This window comes from Streptomyces sp. LE64, assembly GCF_052606915.1.
Window position 1 is genome coordinate 658,990 of record NZ_CP199708.1, and the last position, 24,603, is coordinate 683,592.

22 protein-coding genes are annotated in these 24,603 nt (G+C 72.7%); 1 reads left to right on the plus strand and 21 read right to left on the minus strand.

The window, feature by feature from the left end:
* Positions 1–320: 320 nt before the first annotated feature.
* The 8 genes from pyrF to pyrR all read right to left on the minus strand — a co-directional run bounded on the left by pyrF (position 321) and on the right by pyrR (position 10,556).
* Entirely contained in the window at positions 321–1,196 is an 876-nt protein-coding gene (gene pyrF / locus ACSMX9_RS02830; protein ID WP_445399706.1) for an orotidine-5'-phosphate decarboxylase, read from the minus strand.
* Positions 1,193–2,299, minus strand: coding sequence for a quinone-dependent dihydroorotate dehydrogenase (locus ACSMX9_RS02835; protein ID WP_445399707.1), 1,107 nt, complete (start codon positions 2,297–2,299; stop codon positions 1,193–1,195). The genes pyrF and ACSMX9_RS02835 overlap by 4 nt, the downstream gene beginning before the upstream one ends.
* 143 nt (positions 2,300–2,442) lie before the next feature.
* A complete protein-coding gene (gene carB / locus ACSMX9_RS02840) occupies positions 2,443–5,751 on the minus strand; it encodes a carbamoyl-phosphate synthase large subunit (protein ID WP_445399709.1) in 3,309 nt (1,102 codons plus the stop codon).
* Positions 5,744–6,901, minus strand: coding sequence for a glutamine-hydrolyzing carbamoyl-phosphate synthase small subunit (gene carA / locus ACSMX9_RS02845; RefSeq protein ID WP_445399711.1), 1,158 nt, complete (start codon positions 6,899–6,901; stop codon positions 5,744–5,746). The genes carB and carA overlap by 8 nt, the downstream gene beginning before the upstream one ends.
* Positions 6,898–7,521, minus strand: coding sequence for a PH-like domain-containing protein (locus ACSMX9_RS02850; RefSeq protein ID WP_351240542.1), 624 nt, complete (start codon positions 7,519–7,521; stop codon positions 6,898–6,900). The genes carA and ACSMX9_RS02850 overlap by 4 nt, the downstream gene beginning before the upstream one ends.
* Positions 7,521–8,807: a dihydroorotase gene (locus ACSMX9_RS02855; protein WP_351240540.1), complete on the minus strand. Its 1,287-nt coding sequence runs from the start codon at positions 8,805–8,807 to the stop codon at positions 7,521–7,523. Before ACSMX9_RS02855 ends, ACSMX9_RS02850 begins: the two co-directional genes overlap by 1 nt.
* A 4-nt stretch (positions 8,808–8,811) precedes the next feature.
* A complete protein-coding gene (locus ACSMX9_RS02860; RefSeq protein WP_351240538.1) occupies positions 8,812–9,789 on the minus strand; it encodes an aspartate carbamoyltransferase catalytic subunit in 978 nt (325 codons plus the stop codon).
* Positions 9,790–9,965: 176 nt separating this feature from the next.
* Positions 9,966–10,556: a bifunctional pyr operon transcriptional regulator/uracil phosphoribosyltransferase PyrR gene (gene pyrR, locus ACSMX9_RS02865; protein ID WP_445399713.1), complete on the minus strand. Its 591-nt coding sequence runs from the start codon at positions 10,554–10,556 to the stop codon at positions 9,966–9,968.
* A gap of 218 nt (positions 10,557–10,774) precedes the next feature.
* Here pyrR and bldD point away from each other — a divergent pair, with 218 nt between their 5' ends.
* Positions 10,775–11,275 (plus strand): transcriptional regulator BldD, encoded by a 501-nt coding sequence (gene bldD / locus ACSMX9_RS02870; RefSeq protein ID WP_351240534.1) that lies wholly within the window; start codon positions 10,775–10,777, stop codon positions 11,273–11,275.
* A 201-nt stretch (positions 11,276–11,476) separates the two neighbouring features.
* On the opposite strand, the gene nusB is transcribed toward bldD, so the two are convergent.
* The 13 genes from nusB to ACSMX9_RS02935 form a co-directional block, all read right to left on the minus strand.
* Positions 11,477–11,905, minus strand: coding sequence for a transcription antitermination factor NusB (nusB, locus tag ACSMX9_RS02875; RefSeq protein WP_445399715.1), 429 nt, complete (start codon positions 11,903–11,905; stop codon positions 11,477–11,479).
* Between the two features lie 2 nt (positions 11,906–11,907).
* Entirely contained in the window at positions 11,908–12,474 is a 567-nt protein-coding gene (gene efp / locus ACSMX9_RS02880; RefSeq protein ID WP_351240530.1) for an elongation factor P, read from the minus strand.
* Between the two features lie 72 nt (positions 12,475–12,546).
* A complete protein-coding gene (locus ACSMX9_RS02885; RefSeq protein ID WP_445399717.1) occupies positions 12,547–13,653 on the minus strand; it encodes an aminopeptidase P family protein in 1,107 nt (368 codons plus the stop codon).
* A gap of 70 nt (positions 13,654–13,723) precedes the next feature.
* Positions 13,724–14,542, minus strand: coding sequence for an AAA family ATPase (locus tag ACSMX9_RS02890; RefSeq protein WP_445399719.1), 819 nt, complete (start codon positions 14,540–14,542; stop codon positions 13,724–13,726).
* A gap of 206 nt (positions 14,543–14,748) precedes the next feature.
* The gene (aroB, locus tag ACSMX9_RS02895) at positions 14,749–15,843 is read right to left on the minus strand and encodes a 3-dehydroquinate synthase (RefSeq protein WP_351240524.1); all 1,095 of its coding nucleotides are present in this window, start codon (positions 15,841–15,843) and stop codon (positions 14,749–14,751) included.
* Positions 15,840–16,343: a shikimate kinase gene (locus ACSMX9_RS02900; RefSeq protein WP_445402871.1), complete on the minus strand. Its 504-nt coding sequence runs from the start codon at positions 16,341–16,343 to the stop codon at positions 15,840–15,842. The genes aroB and ACSMX9_RS02900 overlap by 4 nt, the downstream gene beginning before the upstream one ends.
* A gap of 56 nt (positions 16,344–16,399) precedes the next feature.
* Positions 16,400–17,584, minus strand: coding sequence for a chorismate synthase (aroC, locus tag ACSMX9_RS02905; protein WP_445399721.1), 1,185 nt, complete (start codon positions 17,582–17,584; stop codon positions 16,400–16,402).
* A gap of 175 nt (positions 17,585–17,759) precedes the next feature.
* Positions 17,760–18,602 (minus strand): shikimate dehydrogenase, encoded by an 843-nt coding sequence (locus ACSMX9_RS02910; protein ID WP_445399723.1) that lies wholly within the window; start codon positions 18,600–18,602, stop codon positions 17,760–17,762.
* Entirely contained in the window at positions 18,577–20,304 is a 1,728-nt protein-coding gene (mltG, locus tag ACSMX9_RS02915) for an endolytic transglycosylase MltG (RefSeq protein ID WP_445399725.1), read from the minus strand. The genes ACSMX9_RS02910 and mltG overlap by 26 nt, the downstream gene beginning before the upstream one ends.
* 122 nt (positions 20,305–20,426) lie before the next feature.
* On the minus strand, positions 20,427–20,891 hold the full coding sequence (gene ruvX, locus ACSMX9_RS02920) for a Holliday junction resolvase RuvX (protein ID WP_351240519.1): 465 nt from the start codon (positions 20,889–20,891) through the stop codon (positions 20,427–20,429).
* The gene (gene alaS / locus ACSMX9_RS02925; RefSeq protein ID WP_445399726.1) at positions 20,891–23,563 is read right to left on the minus strand and encodes an alanine--tRNA ligase; all 2,673 of its coding nucleotides are present in this window, start codon (positions 23,561–23,563) and stop codon (positions 20,891–20,893) included. The genes ruvX and alaS overlap by 1 nt, the downstream gene beginning before the upstream one ends.
* Complete coding sequence (locus ACSMX9_RS02930) at positions 23,563–23,922, minus strand: hypothetical protein (RefSeq protein ID WP_445399728.1); 360 nt, start codon at positions 23,920–23,922, stop codon at positions 23,563–23,565. Before ACSMX9_RS02930 ends, alaS begins: the two co-directional genes overlap by 1 nt.
* Positions 23,923–23,929: 7 nt before the next feature.
* Complete coding sequence (locus ACSMX9_RS02935) at positions 23,930–24,391, minus strand: DUF948 domain-containing protein (RefSeq protein ID WP_445399730.1); 462 nt, start codon at positions 24,389–24,391, stop codon at positions 23,930–23,932.
* Positions 24,392–24,603 lie beyond the last annotated feature (212 nt).

The window sequence follows — 24,603 nt, forward strand, 5'->3', positions numbered from 1 at the left end:
CACCTGGGGAGCAACGAGCAACGCGCTTGCCCGTCCGCTCTCGACGGAGACTAGCGGCCACGGCCCCCCGAGTCAGCGAGAACAGCGGAAAACTCCTGGTCAGCCTTGCCAGAGCCCGACATTTTCGGGCAAATGGACCCTGTTTCTGAGAACTCTTTCAGAAGACACGCCGGGGCGGGTGCAGGGCGGACGGCGCCTGCGGAGCCGAATTCGGGAGACTGCCCACCTCGGACCGCGCCGAAACCGACACCTCGTGGCACTTCCGGCAGGTGCCCCCGTACCGCCCCTCGGGGGCGGCGGCACGGGGGCGGAGCAGGCGGTCAGCCCCGCCCGACCGCCTCGCGGACCTCGTCGGCGAAGCGGTCCGCCGACGACCGCAGGGCCGCCGGGTCCGGGCCGTGCCGCAGCACCCCGCGACTGACGTTGGGCACCACCTGGTGCACCGCCGACCCGAAGACCCGGGGCAGGTCCGCCGGGGTCGCCCCCTGGGCACCGATGCCGGGCGCCAGCAGCGGCCCGTCGATCGCCAGGTCCTCGGCGGACAGGTCCGCGAGGGTCGCCCCCACGACCGCCCCGAAGGAACCCAGGCGGGCTCCGCCGGCCACCTCGGGCGCGTTCTCCGCGGCGAGGTGCGCCAGCATCGTGGACCCGACGGTGCGCCCGTCCCCGCGCACCGCGTGCTGCACCTCGGCACCCTCCGGGTTGGAGGTCAGCGCCAGCACGAACAGTCCGGCGCCGCTCTCCCGGGCCAGCTCGACCGCCGGCGCCAGCGCGCCGTAGCCCAGGTACGGCGAGACCGTCAGGGCGTCCGAGAACAGCGGGGCGTCCGGGCGCAGGAAGGTGTCGGCGTACGCGGCCATGGTCGAGCCGATGTCCCCGCGCTTGGCGTCCATCAGCACCAGGGCCCCGGCCGCGCGGGCCTCGGCCACGCAGGTCTCCAGCACCGCGACGCCGCGGGAGCCGAACCGCTCGAAGAACGCGCTCTGCGGCTTCAGCACCGCGACCCGGTCGGCCAGCGCCTCGACCACCGTGCGGCTGAAGCGCTCCAGCCCGGCCAGGTCGTCGCCGAGCCCCCAGGAGGTCAGCAGGGAGGCGTGCGGGTCGATGCCCACGCAGAGCGGGCCGCGGGCGTCCATCGCCCGGCGCAGCCGGCTGCCGAAGGGCGCCGTGGGGGCGGCGGGGGCGGTGTCGGTCATGCGGACCTCCGGGAGTCGGCGCCGACGGCCTCGGCGAGGGTGGCGTACGGGGAGGCGGCCAGTCGGGCGGCGAGTCCGCGGTGGATGCCCCGGGCCCAGGCCGGGCCCCGGTAGATGAACGCGCTGTACCCCTGCACCAGGGTGGCGCCGGCCAGGATGCGCTGCCAGACGTCCTCCGCGTCCTCGACGCCGCCGACCCCGATCAGGGTGATGTGGTCGCCCACCCGGGCGTACAGCCGGCGCAGGACCTCCAGCGAGCGCTCCTTCAGCGGGGCGCCGGACAGTCCGCCGGCCTCGGCGAGCAGCGCGGGGTCGCTGCGCAGCCCGAGGCCCTCGCGGGCGACGGTGGTGTTGGTGGCGATGATGCCGTCCAGGCCCAGCTCCACGGCGAGGTCGGCGACGGCGTCGACGTCCGCGTCGGCGAGGTCGGGCGCGATCTTCACCAGGAGCGGCACCCGGCGGCCGGTGACCGAGCGGTCGGCGGCCTCGCGGACCGCGGTGAGCAGCGGGCGCAGGTGGTCGACGGCCTGGAGGTCGCGCAGTCCGGGGGTGTTCGGCGAGGACACGTTGACGACGAGGTAGTCGGCGTGGCGGGCGAGCCGTTCGGTGGACTTCACGTAGTCGGCGACGGCCTCCGCCTCCGGGACGACCTTGGTCTTGCCGATGTTGACGCCCACGGTGGTGCGGAACACCTCGCGGCGGGCGTCGAGCCGGGCCGCTACGGCCGCCGAGCCCTCGTTGTTGAAGCCCATGCGGTTGATCAGCGCCCGGTCGGCGGTCAGCCGGAAGAGGCGGGTGCGGGGGTTGCCGGGCTGCGGCTCCCCGGTGACGGTGCCGATCTCGACGTGGTCGAAGCCCAGCATCGCCAGGCCGTCCACGGCGATCGCGTTCTTGTCGAAGCCGGCGGCCAGGCCGAAGGGGCTGTGCAGCCGCAGCCCGAGCGCCTCGGTGCGCAGTTCGCGGTGGCGCGGGGCGAGGTAGCCGGCGACGAAGGTCCGCAGCACGGGGGTGCGGGCCGCCAGCCGGATCCAGCCGACGGCCAGGTGGTGGGCCTGTTCGGGGTCCAGGCGCCGGAACAGGTGGTGGAAGAGGAGCTGGTACACGGTGGTGGGTCCCTCGGTCCGGGGGGCGGGGCGCCGGACGGGCGCGGGTCATGGAACGGGGGCACCGTTTCCGGTGCCCCCGGGGGCGGTGCCGTGCGGCGGGCGCGGGCCGGCCCCGTCGAGGGCCGGCCCGCGCTCCGGGATCAGTCCCGGGCCGCGGTCAGTTGCTGCGCGTGCTCCTGGAGCGAGCGCACGCCGACGTCGCCGTGGTGCAGCGCGTCGATGCCCTGGACGGCGGCGGCGAGCGCCTGCACGGTGGTGAGGCAGGGCACCGACCGGGCGACGGCCGCGGTGCGGATGTCGTAGCCGTCGAGCCGGCCCCCGGTGCCGTAGGGCGTGTTGACGATGAGGTCGACCTCGCCGTCGTGGATGAGCTGGACGATGGTCCGCTCGCCGTTGGGGCCCTCGCCCTCGGACTGCTTGCGCACCACCGTGGCGTTGATGCCGTTGCGCTTGAGGACCTCGGCGGTGCCGGAGGTGGCGAGCAGTTCGAAGCCGTGGGCGACCAGCTCCCGGGCCGGGAAGATCATCGATCGCTTGTCGCGGTTGGCGACCGAGATGAAGGCGCGGCCCTTGGTGGGCAGCGGGCCGTACGCCCCGGCCTGCGACTTGGCGTAGGCGGTGCCGAAGACGGAGTCGATGCCCATGACCTCGCCGGTGGAGCGCATCTCCGGACCGAGCACGGTGTCCACGCCGCGGCCGTGGATGTCGCGGAACCGCGACCACGGCATGACGGCCTCCTTGACGGAGATCGGCGCGTCCAGCGGCAGGGTGCCGCCGTCGCCCTGGGCCGGGAGCAGTCCCTCGGCCCGCAGTTCGGCGACGGTCGCCCCCAGCGAGATCCGGGCGGCGGCCTTGGCGAGCGGGACGGCGGTGGCCTTGGAGGTGAAGGGCACGGTCCGGGAGGCGCGCGGGTTGGCCTCCAGGACGTAGAGGATGTCCCCGGCCATGGCGAACTGGATGTTGATGAGCCCGCGGACCCCGACGCCCTTGGCGATGGCCTCGGTGGAGGCGCGCAGCCGCTTGATGTCGAACCCGCCGAGGGTGATCGGGGGCAGGGCGCACGCCGAGTCGCCGGAGTGGATGCCGGCCTCCTCGATGTGCTCCATCACGCCGCCGAGGTAGAGCTCCTCGCCGTCGTAGAGGGCGTCCACGTCGATCTCGATGGCGTCGTCGAGGAAGCGGTCCACCAGGACCGGGCGGGAGGAGCTGATCTCGGTGGACTCGGCGATGTACGAGGAGAGCCGGACCTCGTCGTAGACGATCTCCATGCCGCGCCCGCCGAGCACGTAGGAGGGGCGCACCAGGACCGGGTAGCCGATCTCGTCGGCGATGGCCTTGGCCTCGGCGAAGGTGGTGGCGGTGCCGTGCTTGGGGGCGGGCAGTCCGGCTTCGGCCAGGACCCGGCCGAAGGCGCCGCGGTCCTCGGCGGCGTGGATGGCCTCCGGGGGCGTGCCGACGATCGGCACGCCGTTGTCCTTGAGCGCCTGGGCCAGGCCCAGCGGGGTCTGGCCGCCGAGCTGGACGACGACGCCCGCGATCGGTCCGGCGAGGGACTCGGCGTGGACGATCTCCAGGACGTCCTCCAGGGTGAGCGGCTCGAAGTAGAGCCGGTCGGAGGTGTCGTAGTCGGTGGAGACGGTCTCCGGGTTGCAGTTGACCATGACGGTCTCGTATCCGGCGTCGCTGAGCGCGAAGGAGGCGTGCACGCAGGAGTAGTCGAACTCGATGCCCTGGCCGATGCGGTTGGGGCCGGAGCCGAGAATGATCACCGCGGGCTTCTCGCGCGGGGCGACCTCGGTCTCCTCGTCGTAGGAGGAGTAGAAGTACGGGGTCCGCGCGGCGAACTCGGCGGCGCAGGTGTCGACGGTCTTGTAGACCGGGCGCACCCCGAGGGCGTGCCGGACCTCGCGGACGACGTCCTCGCGCAGTCCGCGGATCTCGGCGATCTGGGCGTCGGAGAAGCCGTGCCGCTTGGCTTCGGCCAGCAGCTCGGGCTCCAGCCGGTCGACGGCCGCCAACTCGTCGGCGATCTCCTTGATCAGGAAGAGCTGGTCGACGAACCAGGGGTCGATCTTGGTGGCCTCGAAGACCTCTTCGGGGGTGGCGCCGGCGCGGACGGCCTGCATGACGGCGTTGATCCGGCCGTCGGTGGGGCGCACCGCCTCGCGCAGCAGCTCGGCCTTGTCGCCGGGCTCGCCCACGAAGGTGAACTGGCTGCCCTTCTTCTCCAGCGAGCGCAGCGCCTTCTGGAGGGCCTCGGTGAAGTTGCGGCCCATGGCCATGGCCTCGCCCACCGACTTCATGGTGGTGGTGAGGGTGGAGTCGGCGGAGGGGAACTTCTCGAAGGCGAACCGGGGCGCTTTGACGACCACGTAGTCGAGGGTGGGCTCGAAGGACGCGGGGGTCTGCTCGGTGATGTCGTTGGGGATCTCGTCGAGGGTGTACCCCACGGCGAGCTTGGCGGCGATCTTGGCGATGGGGAAGCCGGTCGCCTTGGAGGCCAGGGCGGAGGAGCGGGAGACCCGGGGGTTCATCTCGATGACGATGACCCGGCCGTCCTCGGGGTTGACCGCGAACTGGATGTTGCAGCCGCCGGTGTCCACGCCCACCTCGCGGATCACGGCGATGCCGATGTCCCGCAGGATCTGGTACTCGCGGTCGGTGAGGGTCATCGCCGGGGCGACGGTGATCGAGTCGCCGGTGTGCACGCCCATGGGGTCGAAGTTCTCGATGGAGCACACGACGACGACGTTGTCGTGCTTGTCGCGCATCAGCTCCAGCTCGTACTCCTTCCAGCCGAGGATGGACTCCTCCAGGAGCACCTCGGTGGTCGGCGAGAGGGTGAGGCCCTGGCCGGCGATGCGGCGCAGCTCCTCCTCGTCGTGGGCGAAGCCGGAGCCGGCGCCGCCCATGGTGAAGGAGGGGCGGACGACGACGGGGTAGCCGCCGAGGGCGTCCACGCCGGCGAGGACGTCCTCCATGGAGTGGCAGATCACCGAGCGGGCGGACTCGCCGTGCCCGATCTTGGCGCGGACGGCCTCCACGACCTCCTTGAAGAGTTCGCGGTCCTCGCCCTTGTTGATGGCCTCGACGTTGGCGCCGATCAGCTCGACGCCGTACTTGTCGAGGGTGCCCGCCTCGTGCAGCGAGATGGCGGTGTTGAGGGCGGTCTGCCCGCCGAGGGTGGGCAGCAGGGCGTCGGGGCGCTCCTTGGCGATGATCTTCTCGACGAACTCGGGGGTGATCGGCTCGACGTAGGTGGCGTCGGCGATCTCCGGGTCGGTCATGATCGTCGCCGGGTTGGAGTTCACCAGGACGACGCGCAGGCCCTCGGCCTTGAGGACACGGCACGCCTGGGTGCCGGAGTAGTCGAACTCGGCGGCCTGACCGATGACGATCGGGCCGGAGCCGATGACCAGGACGGACTGGATATCGGTGCGCTTAGGCACGCTGGCCCTCCATCAGGGTGACGAAGCGGTCGAACAGGTAGGCGGCGTCGTGCGGACCCGCGGCGGCTTCGGGGTGGTACTGGACACTGAACGCGGGCTTGTCGAGGAGCCGCAGCCCCTCGACGACCTGGTCGTTCAGACAGACGTGGGAGACCTCGGCGCGACCGTGGGGGGTGTCGCTGACCCGGTCGAGGGGGGCGTCCACGGCGAAGCCGTGGTTGTGGGCGGTGACCTCGACCTTGCCGGTGGTGCGGTCCTGGACGGGCTGGTTGATGCCCCGGTGGCCGTACTTCAGCTTGTAGGTGCCGAAGCCGAGGGCCCGGCCGAGGATCTGGTTGCCGAAGCAGATCCCGAACAGCGGGGTGCCGCGGTCCAGGACCGCGCGCATCACGGCGACCGGGTGGTCGGCGGTGGCGGGGTCGCCGGGGCCGTTGGAGAAGAACACCCCGTCGGGCCGGACCGCGTACACGTCGTCGACGGTGGCGGTGGCGGGCAGCACGTGCACCTCGATGCCGCGCTCGGCCATCCGGTGCGGGGTCATGCCCTTGATGCCGAGGTCGACCGCGGCGACGGTGAAGCGCTTCTCGCCGATCGCGGGGACCACGTACGCCTCGCGGGTGGCCACCTCCGCGGAGAGGTCGGCGCCCGTCATCTCCGGGGCCTGACGGACCTCGGCCAGCATGGTGCCCTCGTCCGGCAGGGCGTTGCCGGAGAAGATCCCGACCCGCATGGCGCCGCGCTCGCGCAGGTGGCGGGTGAGGGCGCGGGTGTCGACGCCGGAGATCCCGACGACGCCCTGGGCGGCGAGTTCCTCGTCCAGGGAGCGGCGGGAGCGCCAGTTGGAGGGCGTCCGGGCGGGGTCGCGGACCACGTAGCCGGCGACCCAGATGCGGCCGGACTCGGGGTCCTCGTCGTTGACGCCGGTGTTGCCGATGTGCGGGGCCGTCATCACGACGACCTGCCGGTGGTACGAGGGGTCGGTGAGGGTCTCCTGGTAGCCGGTCATGCCGGTGGAGAACACCGCCTCGCCGAAGGTCTGGCCGACCGCTCCGTACGCACGGCCCCGGAAGACGCGGCCGTCCTCCAGGACGAGTACGGCGGGAACCCGGGTTCCCCTGGTGGAGGTCGGCTGCGCTGTCTGCGCGCTCATCGGTCCGCGCCTTCCGTGGTGGTGGTGTGCAGGGGGGTGCCCTCGGTGGGGCGGTGGGGGTCGACGGGGGCGCCCAGGGCCTCGACCCAGGCGGGGTGCTCGGCGGCCCGGTCGGAGCGGAAGCCCGAGTCGATCAGGCGGTCGCCGTGCTGCCAGGTGAGGACGAGCAGTCCGCCCTCGGCGAGGACCTTGCCCGCGATTCCCTTGTCGAGCCGGGCCCCGCGCAGGCGGTCCGCGGGGACGAAGAAGTCGTTCGCCCCGGGGCGGACCACGGCCAGGCCCGCGTCGGTGAGGGTCAGCTCGGCCCGCGAGCGGGCGCCGAGGCCGTGGGCGACGATCCGGTCGAGCCACTGCCCGGCGGTGGTGGAGCCGTGGTAGCGGCCGTGCAGGGTGAGGCGGGGGGTGCCGGGGTCGGCGGGCGCCTCGGGGAGCGGGGGCAGGTCGCCCTGGAGGGTGCCGCGCCACTTCCACCCCTCGCGCATCAGCCAGTACACGAGGGCGACGAAGAGGACCAGGCCGACGAGCCAGCCGATGCGGGCGGCCCAGTCGGTGACCTCAGCCGATTTCCGCTCGGTGGCGAGCACGGTGAGGAGTTCGGCACTGCGCAGGGGGTGAGACATCACACGAGCTTCCCGTCGACGACCGTGGCACGGCCCCGCAGCCAGGTGTGGGTGACGCGTCCCGGCAGCTCGCGCCCCTGGTACGGGGTGTTGCGGCTGCGGGAGGCGAAGCCCGCGGGGTCCACGGTCCCACGGTAAGCGGGATCGACCAGGGTCAGGTTGGCGGGCTCGCCCACCGAGACGGGGCGGCCGTGTCCGGCGAGGCGTCCGATCTGGGCGGGACGCACCGACATCCGGTCGGCGACCTGCGCCCAGTCGAGCAGTCCGGAGTCGACCATGGTGTGCTGGACCACGGAGAGCGCGGTCTCCAGGCCCACCATGCCCATGGCGGCGGCGGCCCACTCGCAGTCCTTGTCCTCGTGCGGGTGGGGGGCGTGGTCGGTGGCCACGCAGTCGATGGTGCCGTCGGCGAGCGCCTCGCGCAGGGCCAGCACGTCGGCCTCGGTGCGCAGCGGCGGGTTCACCTTGTAGACCGGGTTGTAGGTGCGCACCAGCTCGTCGGTGAGGAGCAGGTGGTGCGGGGTGACCTCGGCGGTGACGTCCCAGCCCTTGGACTTCGCCCAGCGGACGATCTCCACCGAGCCGGCGGTGGAGAGGTGGCAGATGTGGACCCGGGAGCCGACGTGCGCGGCGAGCAGCACGTCCCGGGCGATGATCGACTCCTCGGCGACGGCGGGCCAGCCGCCGAGACCGAGCTCGGCGGAGACGACGCCCTCGTTCATCTGGGCGCCCTCGGTGAGCCGGGGCTCCTGGGCGTGCTGGGCGACGACCCCGTCGAACGCCTTCACGTACTCCAGGGCGCGGCGCATGATCACCGCGTCGTCCACGCACTTGCCGTCGTCGGAGAAGACCGTCACCCCGGCGGCCGAGTCGTGCATGGCGCCCAGTTCGGCGAGCTGCTTGCCGGCGAGGCCGACCGTGACGGCGCCGACCGGCTGCACGTCGCAGTAGCCGTGCTCGCGACCGAGCCGGTAGACCTGCTCGACGACGCCCGCGGTGTCGGCCACGGGGAAGGTGTTCGCCATGGCGTGCACCGCGGTGAAGCCGCCGACCGCGGCGGCGCGGGTGCCGGTGAGGACGGTCTCGGAGTCCTCGCGGCCGGGCTCGCGCAGATGGGTGTGGAGGTCCACCAGGCCCGGCAGCAGGACCTGCCCGTCCGCCTCGACCACGGTGGCGCCCTCGGCGCTCAGCCCGGTACCGACCCCGGCGATGGTCTCGCCGTCGACCAGGACGTCCTGCGGCTCGCCGCCGAGCACCCGGGCACCGCGAATCAGGATCTTGCTCATGTCGTTACTTCTCCTCGGTACGGGTGTGGGTGACGGCGGGCTCGTTGCCGCCGAGCAGCAGGTAGAGGACGGCCATCCGGATGGAGACGCCGTTGGCGACCTGTTCGACGGCGGTGCAGCGGGGCGAGTCGGCGACCTCGGCGGTGATCTCCATGCCGCGGACCATCGGGCCGGGGTGCATCACGATGGAGTGTTCGGGCATCCGCGCCATCCGGTCGGCGTCCAGGCCGTACCAGCGGGCGTACTCGCGCTCGGTGGGGAAGTAGGCGGCGTTCATCCGCTCGCGCTGGACGCGCAGCATCATCACCGCGTCGGACTTGGGCAGCACGCGGTCGAGGTCGTAGGAGACCTCGCAGGGCCAGTGCGAGACGCCGACCGGCACCAGGGTCGGCGGGGCGACCAGGGTGACCTCGGCCCCCAGGGTGTGCAGCAGGTCGACGTTGGAGCGGGCGACCCGGCTGTGCAGGACGTCGCCGACGATCGTGATGCGCTTGCCGGCGAGGTCCCGGCCGAGCCCGGTGTCCCGGCCGACGAGCCGCCGGCGCATGGTGAAGGCGTCCAGCAGGGCCTGGGTGGGGTGCTGGTGGGTGCCGTCGCCGGCGTTGATGACGTGGGCGTCGATCCAGCCGGAGGTGGCGAGCCGGTAGGGCGCTCCGGAGGCCCCGTGCCGGATGACGACGGCGTCGACCCCCATGGCCTCCAGGGTCTGCGCGGTGTCCTTCAGGGACTCGCCCTTGGAGACCGAGGAGCCCTTGGCGGTGAAGTTGATGACGTCGGCGGAGAGCCGCTTCTCGGCGGCCTCGAAGGAGATCCGGGTGCGGGTGGAGTCCTCGAAGAACAAGTTGACGACGGTGCGACCGCGCAGGGTCGGCAGTTTCTTGATCGGCCGGTCGGCGACCCGGGACATCTCCTCGGCGGTGTCGAGGATGAGGACGGCGTCGTCACGGGTGAGGTCGGCGGCCGAGATGAGGTGACGCTGCATCTGGATGCTCCGTGGGCGGGTTCGGCGGTGTGCGGGGACGGGCGGGGCGTGCGGGGCCGAGGGGCTCCCGGGGGAAGGAAGCGGACCGGATCGTTCCGGAACGTTCCCGTGCAGGCGCGCACGACGGCGTGCTGCGCCGCGACCCGGTGGTCTCCCGCGGACGGTGTGCCGGGGGCTCAGCCGGCGGGGCCGGCGGGCTTGGTCCCGAGCAGGACGGTGTCCCGGCCGTCCTCCTCCGCCAACCGGACCCGGACCGTCTCGCGCAGCGAGGTCGGCAGGTTCTTGCCGACGTAGTCCGCGCGGATGGGCAGCTCGCGGTGGCCCCGGTCCACGAGGACGGCGAGCTGCACCGCGCGCGGGCGGCCGATGTCGTTCAGGGCGTCGAGGGCGGCTCGGATCGTGCGGCCGGAGAAGAGCACGTCGTCGACGAGGACGACCAGCCGTCCGTCGATCCCCTCGCCGGGGATCTCGGTGCGCGCCAGGGCGCGCGGCGGGTGCATCCGCAGGTCGTCGCGGTACATGGTGATGTCGAGGGAGCCGACCGGAGTGTCGCGGCCGGTGATCTCCGCGAGCTTGGCGGCGAGCCGGCGGGCGAGGAAGACCCCGCGGGTGGGAACGCCGAGGAGCACCACGTCGTCGGCGCCCTTGGCGCGTTCGACGATCTCGTGGGCGATGCGGGTGAGCACCCGGGCGATGTCCGGGGCCTCCAGGACGGGACGGGCCGAGCCGTCCTGGCCGTGCGGGCGTTCGGTGCTGCTGGTGTCCATAGGAAACGGACCTCCTTCTCCGCCTCACGGGACGGACCTTAAAGGACGTCGGAATTGCGCCGTCCACGGTAGCAGGCCGCGCGTTCCCCCAGTTCACCCCCTCACCGTGCGCCCCGGGGCGAGGCAAGGAAGAGTCGGTGCTGACCATTCGGCTTGACGCATGCAAGTCACGCTGCGTAACCTCACAGTGAGTCACCAGCCTTCGTCCGGGGAGCCATATGTCCAGCGAATACGCCAAGCAGCTCGGGGCCAAGCTCCGGGCCATCCGCACCCAGCAGGGCCTGTCACTCCACGGCGTCGAGGAGAAGTCCCAGGGCCGTTGGAAGGCAGTGGTGGTCGGTTCGTACGAGCGCGGGGACCGCGCCGTGACCGTCCAGCGCCTTGCCGAACTGGCGGACTTCTACGGGGTCCCGGTGCAGGAGCTCCTGCCCGGCACCACGCCCGGCGGTGCCGCCGAGCCGCCGCCGAAGCTCGTCCTGGACCTGGAGCGCCTCGCCCACGTCCCGGCCGAGAAGGCGGGCCCGCTCCAGCGCTACGCCGCCACCATCCAGTCCCAGCGCGGCGACTACAACGGCAAGGTGCTGTCGATCCGCCAGGACGACCTGCGCACCCTCGCCGTGATCTACGACCAGTCCCCCTCGGTCCTCACCGACCAGCTCATCGGCTGGGGCGTCCTGGACGCGGACGCGCGCCGCGCGGTGGCCCACGAGGAGGGCTGAGCCGCCCGCCCGGGTAGGGCACAGCAGAAACGTGCCGCCCGGGTGGTACGGACCGGTCGGTCCGTACCACCCGGGCGGCCCTTTCGCGCCCCGCGTCCTCCGAGCGCCTCGGACCACCCGTTCGGCGGTGTGCGCACGGGCGGATCGCCGGGGCGGAACGACACCGGTCCCCGTCGGGATCGACGGGGACCGGGCGGCCGGTCACGCCCTGCGCAGACCGGGCTTCAGTTCCTTCAACCGTCCGAGCAGTCCGTTGACGAAGGACGGCGAGTCGTCGGTGGAGAACTCCTTGGCCAACTCGACGGCCTCGTCCAGGACCACCGCGTCGGGCGTCCCGTCGACCCAGATGAGTTCGTAGGCCCCGAGCCGCAGGATGTTCCGGTCCACGACCGGCATCCGGTCCAGCGTCCATCCCACGGAGTACTGGGCCAGCAACTCGTCGATGCGCCGTGCGTGCTGCGCGTAGCCCTCGACCAGCTCCATGGTGTACTCGCTGACCGGCGGCTGCCGGGAGTCGGTGCGTGCGTGGCGCACCCAGTCCGCGAGGACCGTCAGGACGTCCGCACCGCGCTGGTCGCCCTCGAACAGGATCTGGAAGGCGCGCTTGCGGGCCGTGTTCCGGGCAGCCACGGTTAGCTGTTCACCCGGCCGAGGTAGTCGCCCGAACGCGTGTCGACCTTGATCTTCTCACCGGTGGTGATGAAGAGCGGGACCTGGATCTCGTAGCCGGTCTCCAGCTTGGCGGGCTTGGTGCCGCCGGTGGAGCGGTCGCCCTGGACGCCGGGCTCGGTCTCCGCGATGACCAGCTCGACGGCGGTCGGCAGCTCGACGAAGAGCACGTTGCCCTCGTGCTGCGCGACGGTGGCCTCGAAGCCCTCCAGGAGGAAGTTCGCGGCGTCGCCGACCGTCTTGCGGTCGATGTGCAGCTGGTCGTAGGTCTCCATGTCCATGAACACGAAGTACTCGCCGTCCATGTAGGAGAACTGCATGTCGCGCTTGTCGACGGTGGCCGTCTCGACCTTGACGCCGGCGTTGAAGGTCTTGTCGACGACCTTCCCGGAGAGGACGTTCTTGAGCTTGGTGCGCACGAAGGCCGGGCCCTTGCCGGGCTTGACGTGCTGGAACTCGACGACGGACCAGAGCTGGCCCCCGTCGAGCTTGAGCACCATGCCGTTCTTGAGGTCGTTCGTGGAAGCCACGGTTGCGGAATCTCCTGGACTGACGTGGACGACCAGCGGGGCCCGCGTCCGGCGGCTCAGCGTGCGCTGAGGCTAGAGCGCCAGCAGCTCCTTGGTCGTGATGGTGAGTAGCTCGGGTCCGCCGTCCGCCTCGGAGCGGACGACGAGCGTGTCATCGATCCGGACCCCGCCCCGGCCAGGGAGGTGAACCCCCGGTTCGACGGTGACCGGCACACGAGCGTCCAGTTTACCCATGGCGGAGGGGGCGAGCTGCGGGTCCTCGTTGTTTTCGAGCCCCACCCCGTGGCCGGTGCGGGGGGAGAGCCCCTCCCGGTGCCCCGCCGCCGCCAACACCTGGCGCGCCGCCGCGTCCACGTCCCGGCAGGCGGCGCCGGGCGCCAGTGCCTCCCGTCCGGCCCGCTGAGCGGCGAAAACGGCCTCGTACAACTCGACCTGCCAGTCCGCGGGCGAGGTGCCGATGACGAAGGTGCGACCGATCTCGCACCGGTAGCCGCGGTAGGCGGCGCCCAGGCAGACGGAGAGGAAGTCGCCCTCCTCGACCCTCCGGTCGGTGGGCCGGTGGCCCACCCGGCCCGCGTCCGGACCGGTCCCCACCGAGGTGGCGAACGCGGGGCCGTCCGCACCGTGGTCGACCAGGCGCCGTTCGAGTTCCAGGGCCAGGTGCCGCTCGGTGCGCCCCACCAGGATCGACTCCAGCAGCTCGCTCAGGGCCTGGTCGGCGATCTCGGCGGCGATCCGCAGACAGCTGATCTCGTCCTCGTCCTTGACCAGTCGGAGCTGTTCGACGGCCCCGCCCAGATCGGTCAGTCGCAGCCCCGGGGCGGCAGCGGTGACCGCCCGGTGCCGGGCCACGGTCAAGTGGTGCTCCTCGACGGCCAGCGAGTCGAGGCCCCGGCCCGCCGCCACGGCCGCCGCGGTGACCGCGCTGTCCTCACGGGGCCCGGTGAGCGTCCGGGTCGGGAGGGTGTCGTCGGGCTGGGGGGTGCCCGGTCGGGGCTCCGGGGGCCCCGCCTGGACGAGGAGGTCGCCGCCCTCGGCCAGCAGCAGGGTGGCGCCCACGGGCGCGGAACCGGCGAGGTAGCGGATGTTCGCGGGCCGGGAGACGAGGACGGCTGCGGTACCGGTGGCCGTGATGCGCTCCCGCAGGCGGTCCCTGCGGCTCGCGTGGGTCTCTGCCATGTCCCGAGCCTACGAGCGAAGGCGCCGAAGGGCCCGGTCAGCGCGTCCGGACGGGCTGGCCCGGCACACCTCAGGCCGGGGGCGGGGTGGCGACGGCCCGGGCCAGCGCCTCGTTCAGGGCGCGCGCCGTGCCGGCGACGTCCAGCTGGGAGTTGTCGATGATGGGCAGGCCCGAGCCGTACCAGCCGGCCATCCGGGCGTGGATGTGGGCGACCTCCTCGTCGCCGAGCCGGCGGTTGCCCCGGCGCCTGGCGTTGCGCTCCAGCACCACTTCCAGACCCGGCAACAGCACCACCGGCAGCAGCCCGGGCCCCACGTGCCGCTTCCAACCGCCGAGGCCGACCACCGGGCGGTCGGGGAAGACCGCGTCGTCGATGACGCAGGAGATGCCGTTGGCGAGGAAGTTGCGGGCGGCGAACCCGCAGGTGCGGCGGGCCAGCCGGTACTGCGCCTCGGAGTGGTCGTTCCAACCGTCCTGCGGGTCGGCGAAGCCGCAGCGCACCCATTCCCGGACGTCGTCGAGGCTGATGTGCGCGGTGGGGGTGCGCCGGCGGTCGGCCCAGTACCGGGCGACGCTGGTCTTCCCGGCGCCCGCGGGACCGATGAGCAGGACGGCCAGGGTCGTCGTGGAGAGGTCGGCGGTCGGGCCGTGCGGCGGGCTCCCCACGGGGACGCCCGGGGGCAGGGGGACGTGCCCGGTGGCCTCCGGCACGGGCGGGGCGCCCGCGGGCACCGGCGGCGGGCCGGCCGGCCGGCCGGGGGCGCCGTGCGGCGCCGGCGGCGGCAGCGGGAAGTCCGGGGCGGCGGCGGGCGGGGCCGGGGGAACGGGAGGCGGCCACGGGGCCCCCGGTCGTCCGTGCGGCGGCAGCGCCGCTTCCCCTGCGTGCATCCGGTACCACTCCGTCTCGTCGGGCCCGTCCCGGAGGGGTGTCGGACCGGTGGGCCGCGTCTCCTACGGGCAACTGACGGCGGTCGTGGAGAAGTTCCCGAACGCACCGTCCGGTTCCCCGCGGTCGGCCCGTGCGGGGAGCACCCCGCGCCGAACGGTACCCGCCCCGGGCCGGGCCGTGCGGCCGGTCCGGGGCGGAAAGGGGACTACTGGGCGACTTCCCCGTAGGCGGCGAGCAGCACCGCCGGGTCAGGGCCCTCCAGGACCACCGGACGGGCGAGGCCGTCGAGGACGATGAAGCGCAGCAGGTCGCCCCGGGACTTCTTGTCGACCTTCATGGTCTCCAGCAGCTTGGGCCACTGGTCGTAGCGGTAGCTCAGGGGCAGGCCGACCGACTCCAGGACGGTGCGGTGCCGGTCGGCGGTCGCGTCGTCCAGGCGTCCCGCGAGGCGCCCCAGCTCGGCGGCGAAGTGCATGCCGACGGCGACGGCGGCGCCGTGCCGCCACTGGTAGCGCTCGTTCTTCTCGATGGCGTGGGCCAGGGTGTGGCCGTAGTTGAGGATCTCCCGGCGACCGGACTCCTTGAGGTCCCCGGAGACCACCTCGGCCTTGACCTTGACGGCCCGTTCGATCAGTTCGGCGGTGTGCGGGCCGGCCGGGGTGCGGGCGGCTTCCGGGTCGGCCTCCACGAGGTCGAGGATCACCGGGTCCGCGATGAAGCCCGCCTTGATGATCTCGGCGAGCCCGGAGACGTAGTCGTGCACCGGCAGCGACTCCAGCGCGGCGAGGTCGCACAGCACCCCGGCCGGCGGGTGGAAGGCGCCGACCAGGTTCTTGCCCTCGGCGGTGTTGATGCCCGTCTTGCCGCCGACGGCCGCGTCGACCATGCCGAGGACCGTGGTGGGCACCGCGATCCAGCGGACCCCGCGCAGCCAGCTGGCGGCGACGAACCCGGCGAGGTCGGTGGTGGCCCCGCCGCCGACGCCGACGATCACGTCGGTGCGGGTGAACCCGGACTGCCCCAGCGCCTTCCAGCAGTACGCGGCGACCTCGGCGGTCTTGGCCTCCTCTGCGTTGGGCACCTGGATGGCGACCGCTTCGAAGCCCTGCTCGGCGAGGTCCGCCCGCAGCGCCTCGCCGGTCTCGGCCAGCGCCTCGGGGTGGATCACGGCCACCCGCTTGGCCCGCCCGCCGACCAGGGGGCCCAGTTCGCCGAGGAGCTGACGGCCGATGAGCACCTCGTAGGGTTCGGTGCCGGCCGTCCCGGCGACCTGGATGCGGATGGGCTGCTGGGCGGTCATGAGGTCTTCTCCTGCGAGGGGTCTGGGGGCAGTCCGAGCGCGTCGAGGACCGCCCCGGCCACCTCTTCGGGGGCGCGGCCGTCGGTCGGGACGACGACGCGGGCCACCTCCCGGTAGAGCGGGAGGCGGGCCTCCATCAACTCGCGCCACTGCCGGCGCGGGTTGACGGCGAGCAGCGGGCGGGCGACGTCGAGGCCGGTGCGCCGGACCGCCTCCGCCACGTCCATCGACAGGAAGACGACGGGGCGGTCGACGAGCAGGGCCCGGGTCCCGGGGTCGAGGACGGCCCCGCCCCCGAGGGCCAGGACGCCCTCGTGGGTGGCGAGGGCGGTGCGCACGGCGTCCTTCTCGACGGCCCGGAAGTAGGGCTCGCCCTCTTCCACGAAGATCTCGGAGACGGGGCGGCCCTCGGCGGCGACGATGTCGTCGTCGGTGTCGCGGTAGGGCAGGCCGAGCCGGTCGGCGAGCAGCGCGCCCACGGTGGACTTGCCGACGCCCATCGGGCCGACCAGCACGACCGCCGGGCCCGGGCGCCCGGGCTGCGGGGTCACGGCCGTCACCGGATGTGCAGGTGGTCGAGGTAGGACCGGACGTTGCGGGCGGTCTCGGGGACGCTGTCGCCGCCGAACTTCTCGGCGACCGCATCGGCGAGGACCAGGGCGACCATGGCCTCCGCGACGATCCCGGCGGCCGGCACCGCGCACACGTCGGAGCGCTGGTGGTGGGCCTTGGTGGCCTCGCCGGTGGCCACGTCGACGGTGGCCAGTGCGCGCGGCACGGTGGCGATGGGCTTCATCGCGGCGCGCACCCGCAGCAGTTCCCCGGTGCTGAGGCCGCCCTCGGTGCCGCCGGAGCGGCCGGTGGAGCGCTTGAGCCCTTCGGGGGTGCTCACGATCTCGTCGTGGGCCTTCGAGCCCGGGACCCGGGCCAGTTCGAAGCCGTCGCCGACCTCCACGCCCTTGATCGCCTGGATGCCCATCAGCGCCGCGGCGAGGCGGGCGTCGAGGCGGCGGTCCCAGTGGACGTGCGAGCCCAGCCCGACCGGGACGCCGTAGGCGAGGACCTCGACCACTCCGCCGAGGGTGTCGCCGTCCTTGTGGGCCTGGTCGATCTCGGCGACCATCGCCTTGGAGGCCTCCGTGTCGAAGCAGCGCACCGGGTCGGCGTCGAGCCGCTCGACGTCGCCGGGAACGGGGAGGAGGCCGTAGGGGGCCTTGGCCGCCGCGAGTTCCACGACGTGGCTGACGATCTCGATGCCCGCGGTCTCCTTGAGGTAGGAGCGGGCGACGGCGCCGAGGGCGACCCGGGCCGCGGTCTCGCGGGCGGAGGCGCGCTCCAGGATGGGGCGGGCCTCGTCGAAGCCGTACTTCTGCATGCCCGCGAGGTCGGCGTGACCGGGGCGGGGACGGGTCAGCGGGGCGTTGCGGGCCGAGCCGGCGAGTTCCTCCGGGTCGACCGGGTCGGCCGCCATGACCTGTTCCCACTTGGGCCACTCGCTGTTGCCGACCATGATCGCCACGGGCGAGCCCAGCGTGAGGCCGTGCCGCACGCCGCCGATGAAGGTGATCTCGTCGCGCTCGAACTTCATCCGGGCGCCGCGACCGTAGCCCAGGCGGCGCCGGGCGAGGTGGTCGGCCACCATCTCCGTGGTGATCGGGACGCCTGCGGGAAGACCCTCCAGCGTCGCCACCAAGGCGGGGCCGTGCGACTCCCCCGCGGTCAGCCAGCGCAACCTGCTCAACGGTGCTCCTCCTGTGGACCCGCGCATGCGACTGATACGGCCGGGCCGGGTGCGCAGTCCTGTGCCCGCCTCCCCCGATCCTCGCACGTCCCGGAGGGTCGCCCGTTCGAAGGTCCAGCAGGCGGACGCCGACGGAAGGGCGCCGTCCCACCCGGACCCGGGCGCGCACGCCGGCTCAGCGGGCGGCGAGCGCCCCTTCTCCCGCACGGCGCATGGCGGCCAGCGGCGCCGACCGTCCGGTCATCCGCTCGACCTGGAGCACCGCCTGGTGGACGAGGAGGTCCAGTCCGCTGACGACGGCGCCCCCGTGGGCGGACCAGCGCGCCGCCAGCGCGGTCGGCCAGGGCTCGTAGAGCACGTCGAACAGGGTGGCCGGGCGTTCGGGGACCTCGGCGGCGAGCGCGTCGGTGGTGCCGGCGGGGGTGGTGGCGATCACCAGGGGGGCGCGCAGGGCGCGGGCGGCGTCCGCCCAGTCGGCGGTGCGGACCTCGATGCCGAGGCGCTCGCCCCACTGCCGCATCTCGGCCGCCCGGGCGGCGGAGCGCACGTAGGCGGTGATCTCACCGGTGCAGATCCGGGCGAGGGCGGCGAGCGCGGAGGAGGCGGTGGCCCCGGCGCCGAGCACGGCGGCGGAGTCCACGGTCTCGACGCCGCGCTCCCGCAGGGCCGCGACCATGCCGGGGACGTCGGTGTTGTCGCCGGTGCGGCGGCCGTCCTCGGTGAGGACCACCGTGTTGACGGCCTCGACCGCGGCGGCGGTGTCGCTGACCTCGTCCAGCAGGGGTATCACCGCGCGCTTGAGCGGCATGGTCAGGGAGAGCCCGGCCCACTGCGGACCGAGCCCGGCGAGGAAGCCGGGCAGCGCCGCCTCGTCCACCTCGAACCGGTCGTAGCTCCAGGCGTCGAGGCCGAGCTCGGCGTAGGCGGCGCGGTGCAGGACCGGGGACAACGAATGGGCGATGGGCGAGCCCAGGACGGCCGCCCGGGTGCGGTCAGTCGCCCTTCGTGCGTCCGGCATTGAACTCCTCCACCAGCTTGTTGTGGTCGGTCAGGTTGTCGGTGAAGGTCGTCGTCTTGCCGTCGACGGAGACGAAGAACATCCAGCCGCCGTCGTCCGGTTCGAGCGCGGCGCTCAGGGCGTCCTCGCCGGGGTTGCCGATCGGCCCGGGCGGCAGGCCCTTGTAGAAGTAGGTGTTGTACGGGTGGTCGAGGTTGCGGATCTCCTTGATGGAGATGTCGAGCTTGCTCTGGTTCCTCAGGTAGTTGTAGGTGGAGTCGAACTCGATCTTCTGGTTGGTGACCGTGTTGTCGGGCTTGAGCCGGTTGTAGACGACGGCCGCCATCTTCTTGAAGTCGTCGTGCGTCCTGCCCTCGGCCTGGACCAGACTGGCCACCGTGATGAGCTCCAGGGGGCCCTTCAACCCCAGCTCCCGGGCCTTGCCGTCGAGGTCGTGGGCCGCGTACTGGCTCTTCGCACGGGAGATCATCTTCTTGAGCACCTCGGCCGGCTCGGCGCCCTCGGCGACGGGGTAGCTCGACGGGTAGAGGAAGCCCTCCAGCGGGTCCTTGCGGCTCGCCGCGCCGTTGGTCGCCCACTCCGGCAGGCCCAGGGACTTCCACTCGGTGAGGGCGACGTCCTTGGTGGTGCCCTCGGGGAGGTCGAGCCGCTTGTCGATCTGCTCGTAGACCCAGATGTTGCGGCGGCCCTCGGCGATGATGAGGTTGTTGCGGCTCTTCGGGTCGAGCATCAGTTCCACGGCGCTGGCCGCGGACATCTGCTTGCGCAGGATGTAGGCGCCGTCCTGGATGCTCTTGCCCTGGGGGTGCCGGTTCTGCGCCTGGGTGAAAGCGTCGACGCTCTTGATGACACCGGCTTCCTTGAGCTTCTGGCCGATGAGGGAACCGATCGCACCCTTGGGGATGTCCACCGACACGTTCTCGTCGGTGCCGGCGCCCGCGAAGTCCTCGGGTGCTCCGTAGCGGTCCTGGTAGAACTGGTAGCCGAAGTAGCCGACGGCGCCGATCCCGCCCACGAAGACCGCGGTCACCAGGAGGCAGGCGCAGCCGTTGCGGCGTTTGCGCTTGCCCTCCTTGCCGCTGCGGCCCCCCCGGCGGTCTTCGCGCCCGCCGGACCGACCGGGCGGTTCTTCGTCTTCGTAGTCGTAGTCGTCCGGCGCGTCCGCGTGGCGTGGGGCGGCCGGGGCCTCCCGGTCGGGGCGGGCCGGGTCCCAGTCCTCCCGGTCGCCGGCGGACTCGTCGGGCGGGGCCGGGGCGGCGGTCCGGTGGGCGGGGGGCCTCGGCGGCGGGTACGCCTCCGGGGTGCCGTAGTAGTCGGGGGGCTCGGCCCCGTACGCCTCGGGGTGACCGGCGTACGGCGCGGTCGGATCGGTGCCGTAGGGGATCTGGCCGGGCTGGGCCGCCTCCCAGCCGCCCTGGTACTGCTGGCCGTAGCCGTCCGAGTGCCCCGGGGCGGGCTGCTGCCCGGTCCACTGGTCGTAGCCCTGGCCGGCGTGCTGCTGTTGGACGTACTCCTGCGGGTGTCCCGACTGCGGCTCCAAGGGCCCGGCACCGTACTGCGGACCGCCCCGCGGGTACTGCTGCTGGCCGGTCTGCGGGGACTGGCCGGGGTGGCCCTGCTGCCCTCCCCATCCGACGTCCCCGTGCGACGGGTCCTCCGGATACCACGGTTCGGAGCCCTGGCCCCGGCCATATTCAGTCATGTGTCCCCATCGAGCCGCGAGGCGGGCCGGGGGCGCTCGCGGCGCACCCTCGCGCCCACCTCTTTGCTGTGCGGCGGCTGTTCGAACACCGTCGCATCGCGCGGAACGTTACCGTATCGCGATCAGATGACCACTTCGACGCCCTCTCCGGGGGCCCGACCAGACGCCCGTTCGGACTCCAGAGCGTTCTGGAGGATCACCACAGCGGCAACCTGGTCGATGACAGACCGGCCCTTTCGGGACGTGACGCCCGAGGCGCGCAGTCCCTGCGTGGCCGTAACTGTGGTCATCCTCTCGTCCACCAGACGCACCGGGACGGGGGCGATCGCGGCCGCGAGCCGTCCGGCGAACGCACGGACCTTGGTCGCCGCCGGGCCCTCCCCGCCCTTCAGGGAGCGGGGAAGCCCGACGACGACCTCGATCGGTTCGTACTCGTCGACCAGCTGACGCAGCCGCCGGTGGGCGGCCGGGACGTCGCGTCCCGGCACGGTCTCCACCGGGGTGGCGAGGATGCCGTCGGGGTCGCAGGAGGCGACGCCGATCCGGGCGTCACCCACGTCGATCGCCAGTCTGCGGCCCCGGCGCATCAGGCCGCCGTCTCGGCGACGAGCCGCTCGACGGCGACGACGGCGTCGCCGACCGCGGCGGCGTTCTGACCGCCGCCCTGGGCGACGTCCGGCTTGCCGCCCCCGCCGCCGCCGAGCGTCTTGGCCGCGGCGCGGACCAGGTCGCCGGCCTTGAGGCCGCGGGCGCGGGCGCCGTCGTTGGTGGCGATGACGGTGAGCGGCTTGCCGCCGACCGTGGTGAACAGGGCCACGACGGCGGGCCGACCGCCCTGGATGCGCCCGCGGACGTCGAGGACCAGCTTGCGCAGGTCGTCGGCGGTGGTGCCGTCCGGCACCTGCCCGGTGACCAGGGCTACCCCGTGGACGTCGCGGGCCGTCTCGGCGAGCCCGGCGGCGGCCTGGAGGACCTTCTCGGCACGGAAGCGCTCGATCTCCTTCTCGGCCTCGCGCAACTTGGCGAGCATGCCCGCGACCTTCTCGGGCAGTTCCTCGGGACGGCCCTTGACCAGCTCCTGGAGCTGGGCGACGACGGTGTGCTCCCGGGCCAGGAAGTTGTAGGCGTCGACGCCCACCAGGGCCTCGATGCGCCGGACGCCGGAGCCGATCGAGGACTCGCCGAGCAGCTTCACCAACCCGAGCTGGGAGGTGTTGTGGACGTGCGTGCCGCCGCACAGCTCCTTGGAGAAGTCGCCGATGGTGACGACCCGGACCCGCTCGCCGTACTTCTCGCCGAACTCGGCGATGGCACCCTGCTTCTTGGCCTCGTCGATGCTCATGACCTCGGCCTCGACGTCGAGGTCCCGGGTGAGCACCTCGTTGATCCGCTGCTCGACGTCGGTCAGCACGGCGCCGGGCACGGCGGACGGGGAGCCGAAGTCGAAGCGGAAGCGACCGGGCTGGTTCTCCGAACCGGCCTGGGCGGCGGTCGGGCCCAGGGCGTCGCGCAGCGCCTGGTGGGTCAGGTGGGTGGCGGAGTGGGCGCGGGCGATGGCGGTGCGCCGGCGCACGTCGATGGTGGCGTGGGCCGGGGCGTCGAGGGTGACCTCGCCGACCTGGACGACGCCCTTGTGCACGTAGACGCCCGGCACCGGCTTCTGGCAGTCGCGGACCTCGACCACGGCGCCCGAGTCCAGTCGGATGCGGCCGGTGTCGCCGATCTGCCCGCCGCCCTCGGCGTAGAAGGGGGTGCGGTCCAGGACGATCTCGACCTCGTCGCCCTCGGTGGCGGCGGGCGAGGCCACGCCGTCCACCAGGATGCCGACGATCCGGGACTCGCCCTGGGTGTCGACGTAGCCGATGAAGTCGGTCTCGCCCGCGCGGTCGGCGATCTCACGGTAGGCACCGAGGTCGGCGTGGCCGGTCTTCTTGGCGCGGGCGTCGGCCTTGGCGCGCTCCCGCTGCTCCTTCATCAGGCGCCGGAAGCCGTCCTGGTCGACGCTGAGGCCCTGCTCGGCGGCCATCTCCAGGGTGAGGTCGATCGGGAAGCCCCACGTGTCGTGCAGCAGGAACGCCTTCTCGCCGGGCAGGACGCTGCCGCCGGTGCTCTTGGTCTCGGTGACAGCGGTGTCGAGGATGTTGGTGCCGGCCTTGAGGGTCTTGAGGAAGGCGGCCTCCTCGGCGAGGGCGACCGACTCGATGCGGCTGCGCTCGTCCTCCAGCTCCGGGTACTGCTCGGCCATGGACCGGATGACGGTGTCCACGAGGTCGCCGACGACGGGGCCGGTGGCGCCGAGCAGGCGCATGTTGCGGATGGCGCGGCGCATGATGCGGCGCAGCACGTAGCCGCGGCCCTCGTTGCCGGGGGTGACGCCGTCGCCGATGAGCATCACGGAGGTGCGCATGTGGTCGGAGACCACGCGCAGCGAGACGTCGCTCCCGTGGGCCTTGCCGTAGGCGACGCCGGTGAGTTCGGTGGCCTTGTCGATCACGACCCGGGAGGTGTCGATCTCGTACATGTTCTGCACGCCCTGGAGGATCATGGCGAGCCGTTCGAGACCGAGGCCGGTGTCGATGTTCTTGTTGGGCAGCTCGCCGAGGATCTCGAAGTCCTCCTTGCCGGTGCCCTCGCCGCGCTCGTACTGCATGAACACGAGGTTCCAGATCTCCACGTACCGCTCGTCGTTGACGGCGGGGCCGCCCTCGACGCCGAACTCGGGGCCGCGGTCGTAGTTGATCTCGGAACAGGGGCCGCAGGGGCCGGGCACGCCCATGGACCAGAAGTTGGGACCCTTGCCGAGGCGCTGGATGCGCTCGGCGGGGACGCCGATGACGTCGCGCCAGATCCGCTCGGCCTCGTCGTCCTCCTCGTAGACCGTGATCCACAGGCGCTCGGGGTCGAGGCCGTAGCCGCCGTCCGCGAGGGAGCTGGTGAGCAGCTCCCAGGCGTAGCTGATGGCGCCTTCCTTGAAGTAGTCGCCGAAGGAGAAGTTGCCGCACATCTGGAAGAACGTGCCGTGGCGGGTGGTCTTGCCGACCTCTTCGATGTCCGGGGTGCGCACGCACTTCTGCACGCTGGTGGCCCGGGCGTGGGGCGGCTTGACCTCGCCGAGGAAGTACGGCTTGAAGGGGACCATGCCCGCCGGGACCAGGAGCAGCGTCGGGTCGTCCGCGATCAGCGACGCCGACGGCACGACGGTGTGCCCGCGCTGCTCGAAGAAGCGCAGCCAGCGACGGCGGATTTCAGCCGACTCCATCAGTGGTCCTCATTCCGGTTGTCCTTGTGCGAATACATGTCCGAACGCGCACCGTAGCCGAGGTATTTCGGCGCGGTCGGGCGCCCGGGGGGATGGGGGTCGAGGGCCGCGCGGCGCGGCGGGCCGTCCACGGGGGCGTCGAGTCCGAGCGCGTCGCCGAGTTCGGCCTCCCGCTGGAGCATGCCGGCGCGCACGTCGAGGGCGAACTCGCGCACCCGGTGGCCCGCGTCGAGGGCCTTGTCGGCGGCCTGGGCGGCGAGGCTCTCCGGGGTGAGCTGCTTGAGCTTGCGGTTGACCTTGGCGGTGGCCCAGACACCGGCCGCGGCACCCGCGGTGAACCAGAACGCACGGCGGAACATCGCTGTCTCAGTCCTTCTTCCGCCGGCCGCGGCGGGCGGTGGGCACGGTCCGGCCGACGATGACGGTGCGGCGGTTCCGCTGGGCGGGCTGGGCGGGAGCGGGCGCTGCGGACTCGGGGTCGGCGCCCTTGCGTCCGATGGCGCGGCGCACCCCGTAGCCGAACGCGGCGACCTTCACCAGGGGGCCGCCGAAGGTGGAGGCGACGGTGGTGGAGAGCGCGGAGGCGTTCGAGGTGACCTCCTGCACGTCGGAGGCGATGGCGTCGACCCGGTCGAGCTGCGTCTGGGCGGAGCGCACAGCCTCGGTGGCACCGGCGAGCAGCGGGACGGCCTGGTCGGTCACGTCCGCGACGAGCTTGGTGGTCGCCTTGAGCGTCTGGGTCAACCTCACCAGCGCGACGGCGAGGAAGGAGACCAGGATCGCCCAGAAGACGGCCACCAGGATCCCGGCAACCTCTCCACCGGACACTGTGCACCGCTCCCTGAGATGTGCGCCCGAACGGGCCGGGCTCGTATGTGGTCGTTCGCCGCCGGTCGTGGCCGACGGACGTCGTACGAGCCTATCGCGCCGGGGGTGGGGTTCCGCACGCGCGATTCCCCGCCCGCGCGGAGGGGAACCCCGGGGCGGGGCCTCGAACGGGGCCCGCGCGCACCTGGACTGATTGTACGTAACGCTTATGC

Bases quoted from the DNA above. Each gene is read 5' to 3' on its own strand.
- bldD (WP_351240534.1), top strand. From the start codon at position 10,775: ATGTCCAGCGAATACGCCAAGCAGCTCGGGGCCAAGCTCCGGGCCATC.
- ACSMX9_RS02855 (WP_351240540.1), bottom strand. From the start codon at position 8,807: ATGAGCAAGATCCTGATTCGCGGTGCCCGGGTGCTCGGCGGCGAGCCG.
- carA (WP_445399711.1), bottom strand. From the start codon at position 6,901: ATGAGCGCGCAGACAGCGCAGCCGACCTCCACCAGGGGAACCCGGGTT.
- ACSMX9_RS02890 (WP_445399719.1), bottom strand. From the start codon at position 14,542: ATGCACGCAGGGGAAGCGGCGCTGCCGCCGCACGGACGACCGGGGGCC.
- ruvX (WP_351240519.1), bottom strand. From the start codon at position 20,891: ATGCGCCGGGGCCGCAGACTGGCGATCGACGTGGGTGACGCCCGGATC.
- pyrF (WP_445399706.1), bottom strand. From the start codon at position 1,196: ATGACCGACACCGCCCCCGCCGCCCCCACGGCGCCCTTCGGCAGCCGG.
- aroB (WP_351240524.1), bottom strand. From the start codon at position 15,843: ATGACCGCCCAGCAGCCCATCCGCATCCAGGTCGCCGGGACGGCCGGC.
- pyrR (WP_445399713.1), bottom strand. From the start codon at position 10,556: ATGGACACCAGCAGCACCGAACGCCCGCACGGCCAGGACGGCTCGGCC.
- mltG (WP_445399725.1), bottom strand. From the start codon at position 20,304: ATGACTGAATATGGCCGGGGCCAGGGCTCCGAACCGTGGTATCCGGAG.
- alaS (WP_445399726.1), bottom strand. From the start codon at position 23,563: ATGGAGTCGGCTGAAATCCGCCGTCGCTGGCTGCGCTTCTTCGAGCAG.
- ACSMX9_RS02860 (WP_351240538.1), bottom strand. From the start codon at position 9,789: ATGCAGCGTCACCTCATCTCGGCCGCCGACCTCACCCGTGACGACGCC.
- ACSMX9_RS02885 (WP_445399717.1), bottom strand. From the start codon at position 13,653: ATGGCAGAGACCCACGCGAGCCGCAGGGACCGCCTGCGGGAGCGCATC.
- ACSMX9_RS02850 (WP_351240542.1), bottom strand. From the start codon at position 7,521: ATGTCTCACCCCCTGCGCAGTGCCGAACTCCTCACCGTGCTCGCCACC.
- ACSMX9_RS02910 (WP_445399723.1), bottom strand. From the start codon at position 18,602: ATGCCGGACGCACGAAGGGCGACTGACCGCACCCGGGCGGCCGTCCTG.
- ACSMX9_RS02900 (WP_445402871.1), bottom strand. From the start codon at position 16,343: ATGGGCGTCGGCAAGTCCACCGTGGGCGCGCTGCTCGCCGACCGGCTC.
- ACSMX9_RS02930 (WP_445399728.1), bottom strand. From the start codon at position 23,922: ATGTTCCGCCGTGCGTTCTGGTTCACCGCGGGTGCCGCGGCCGGTGTC.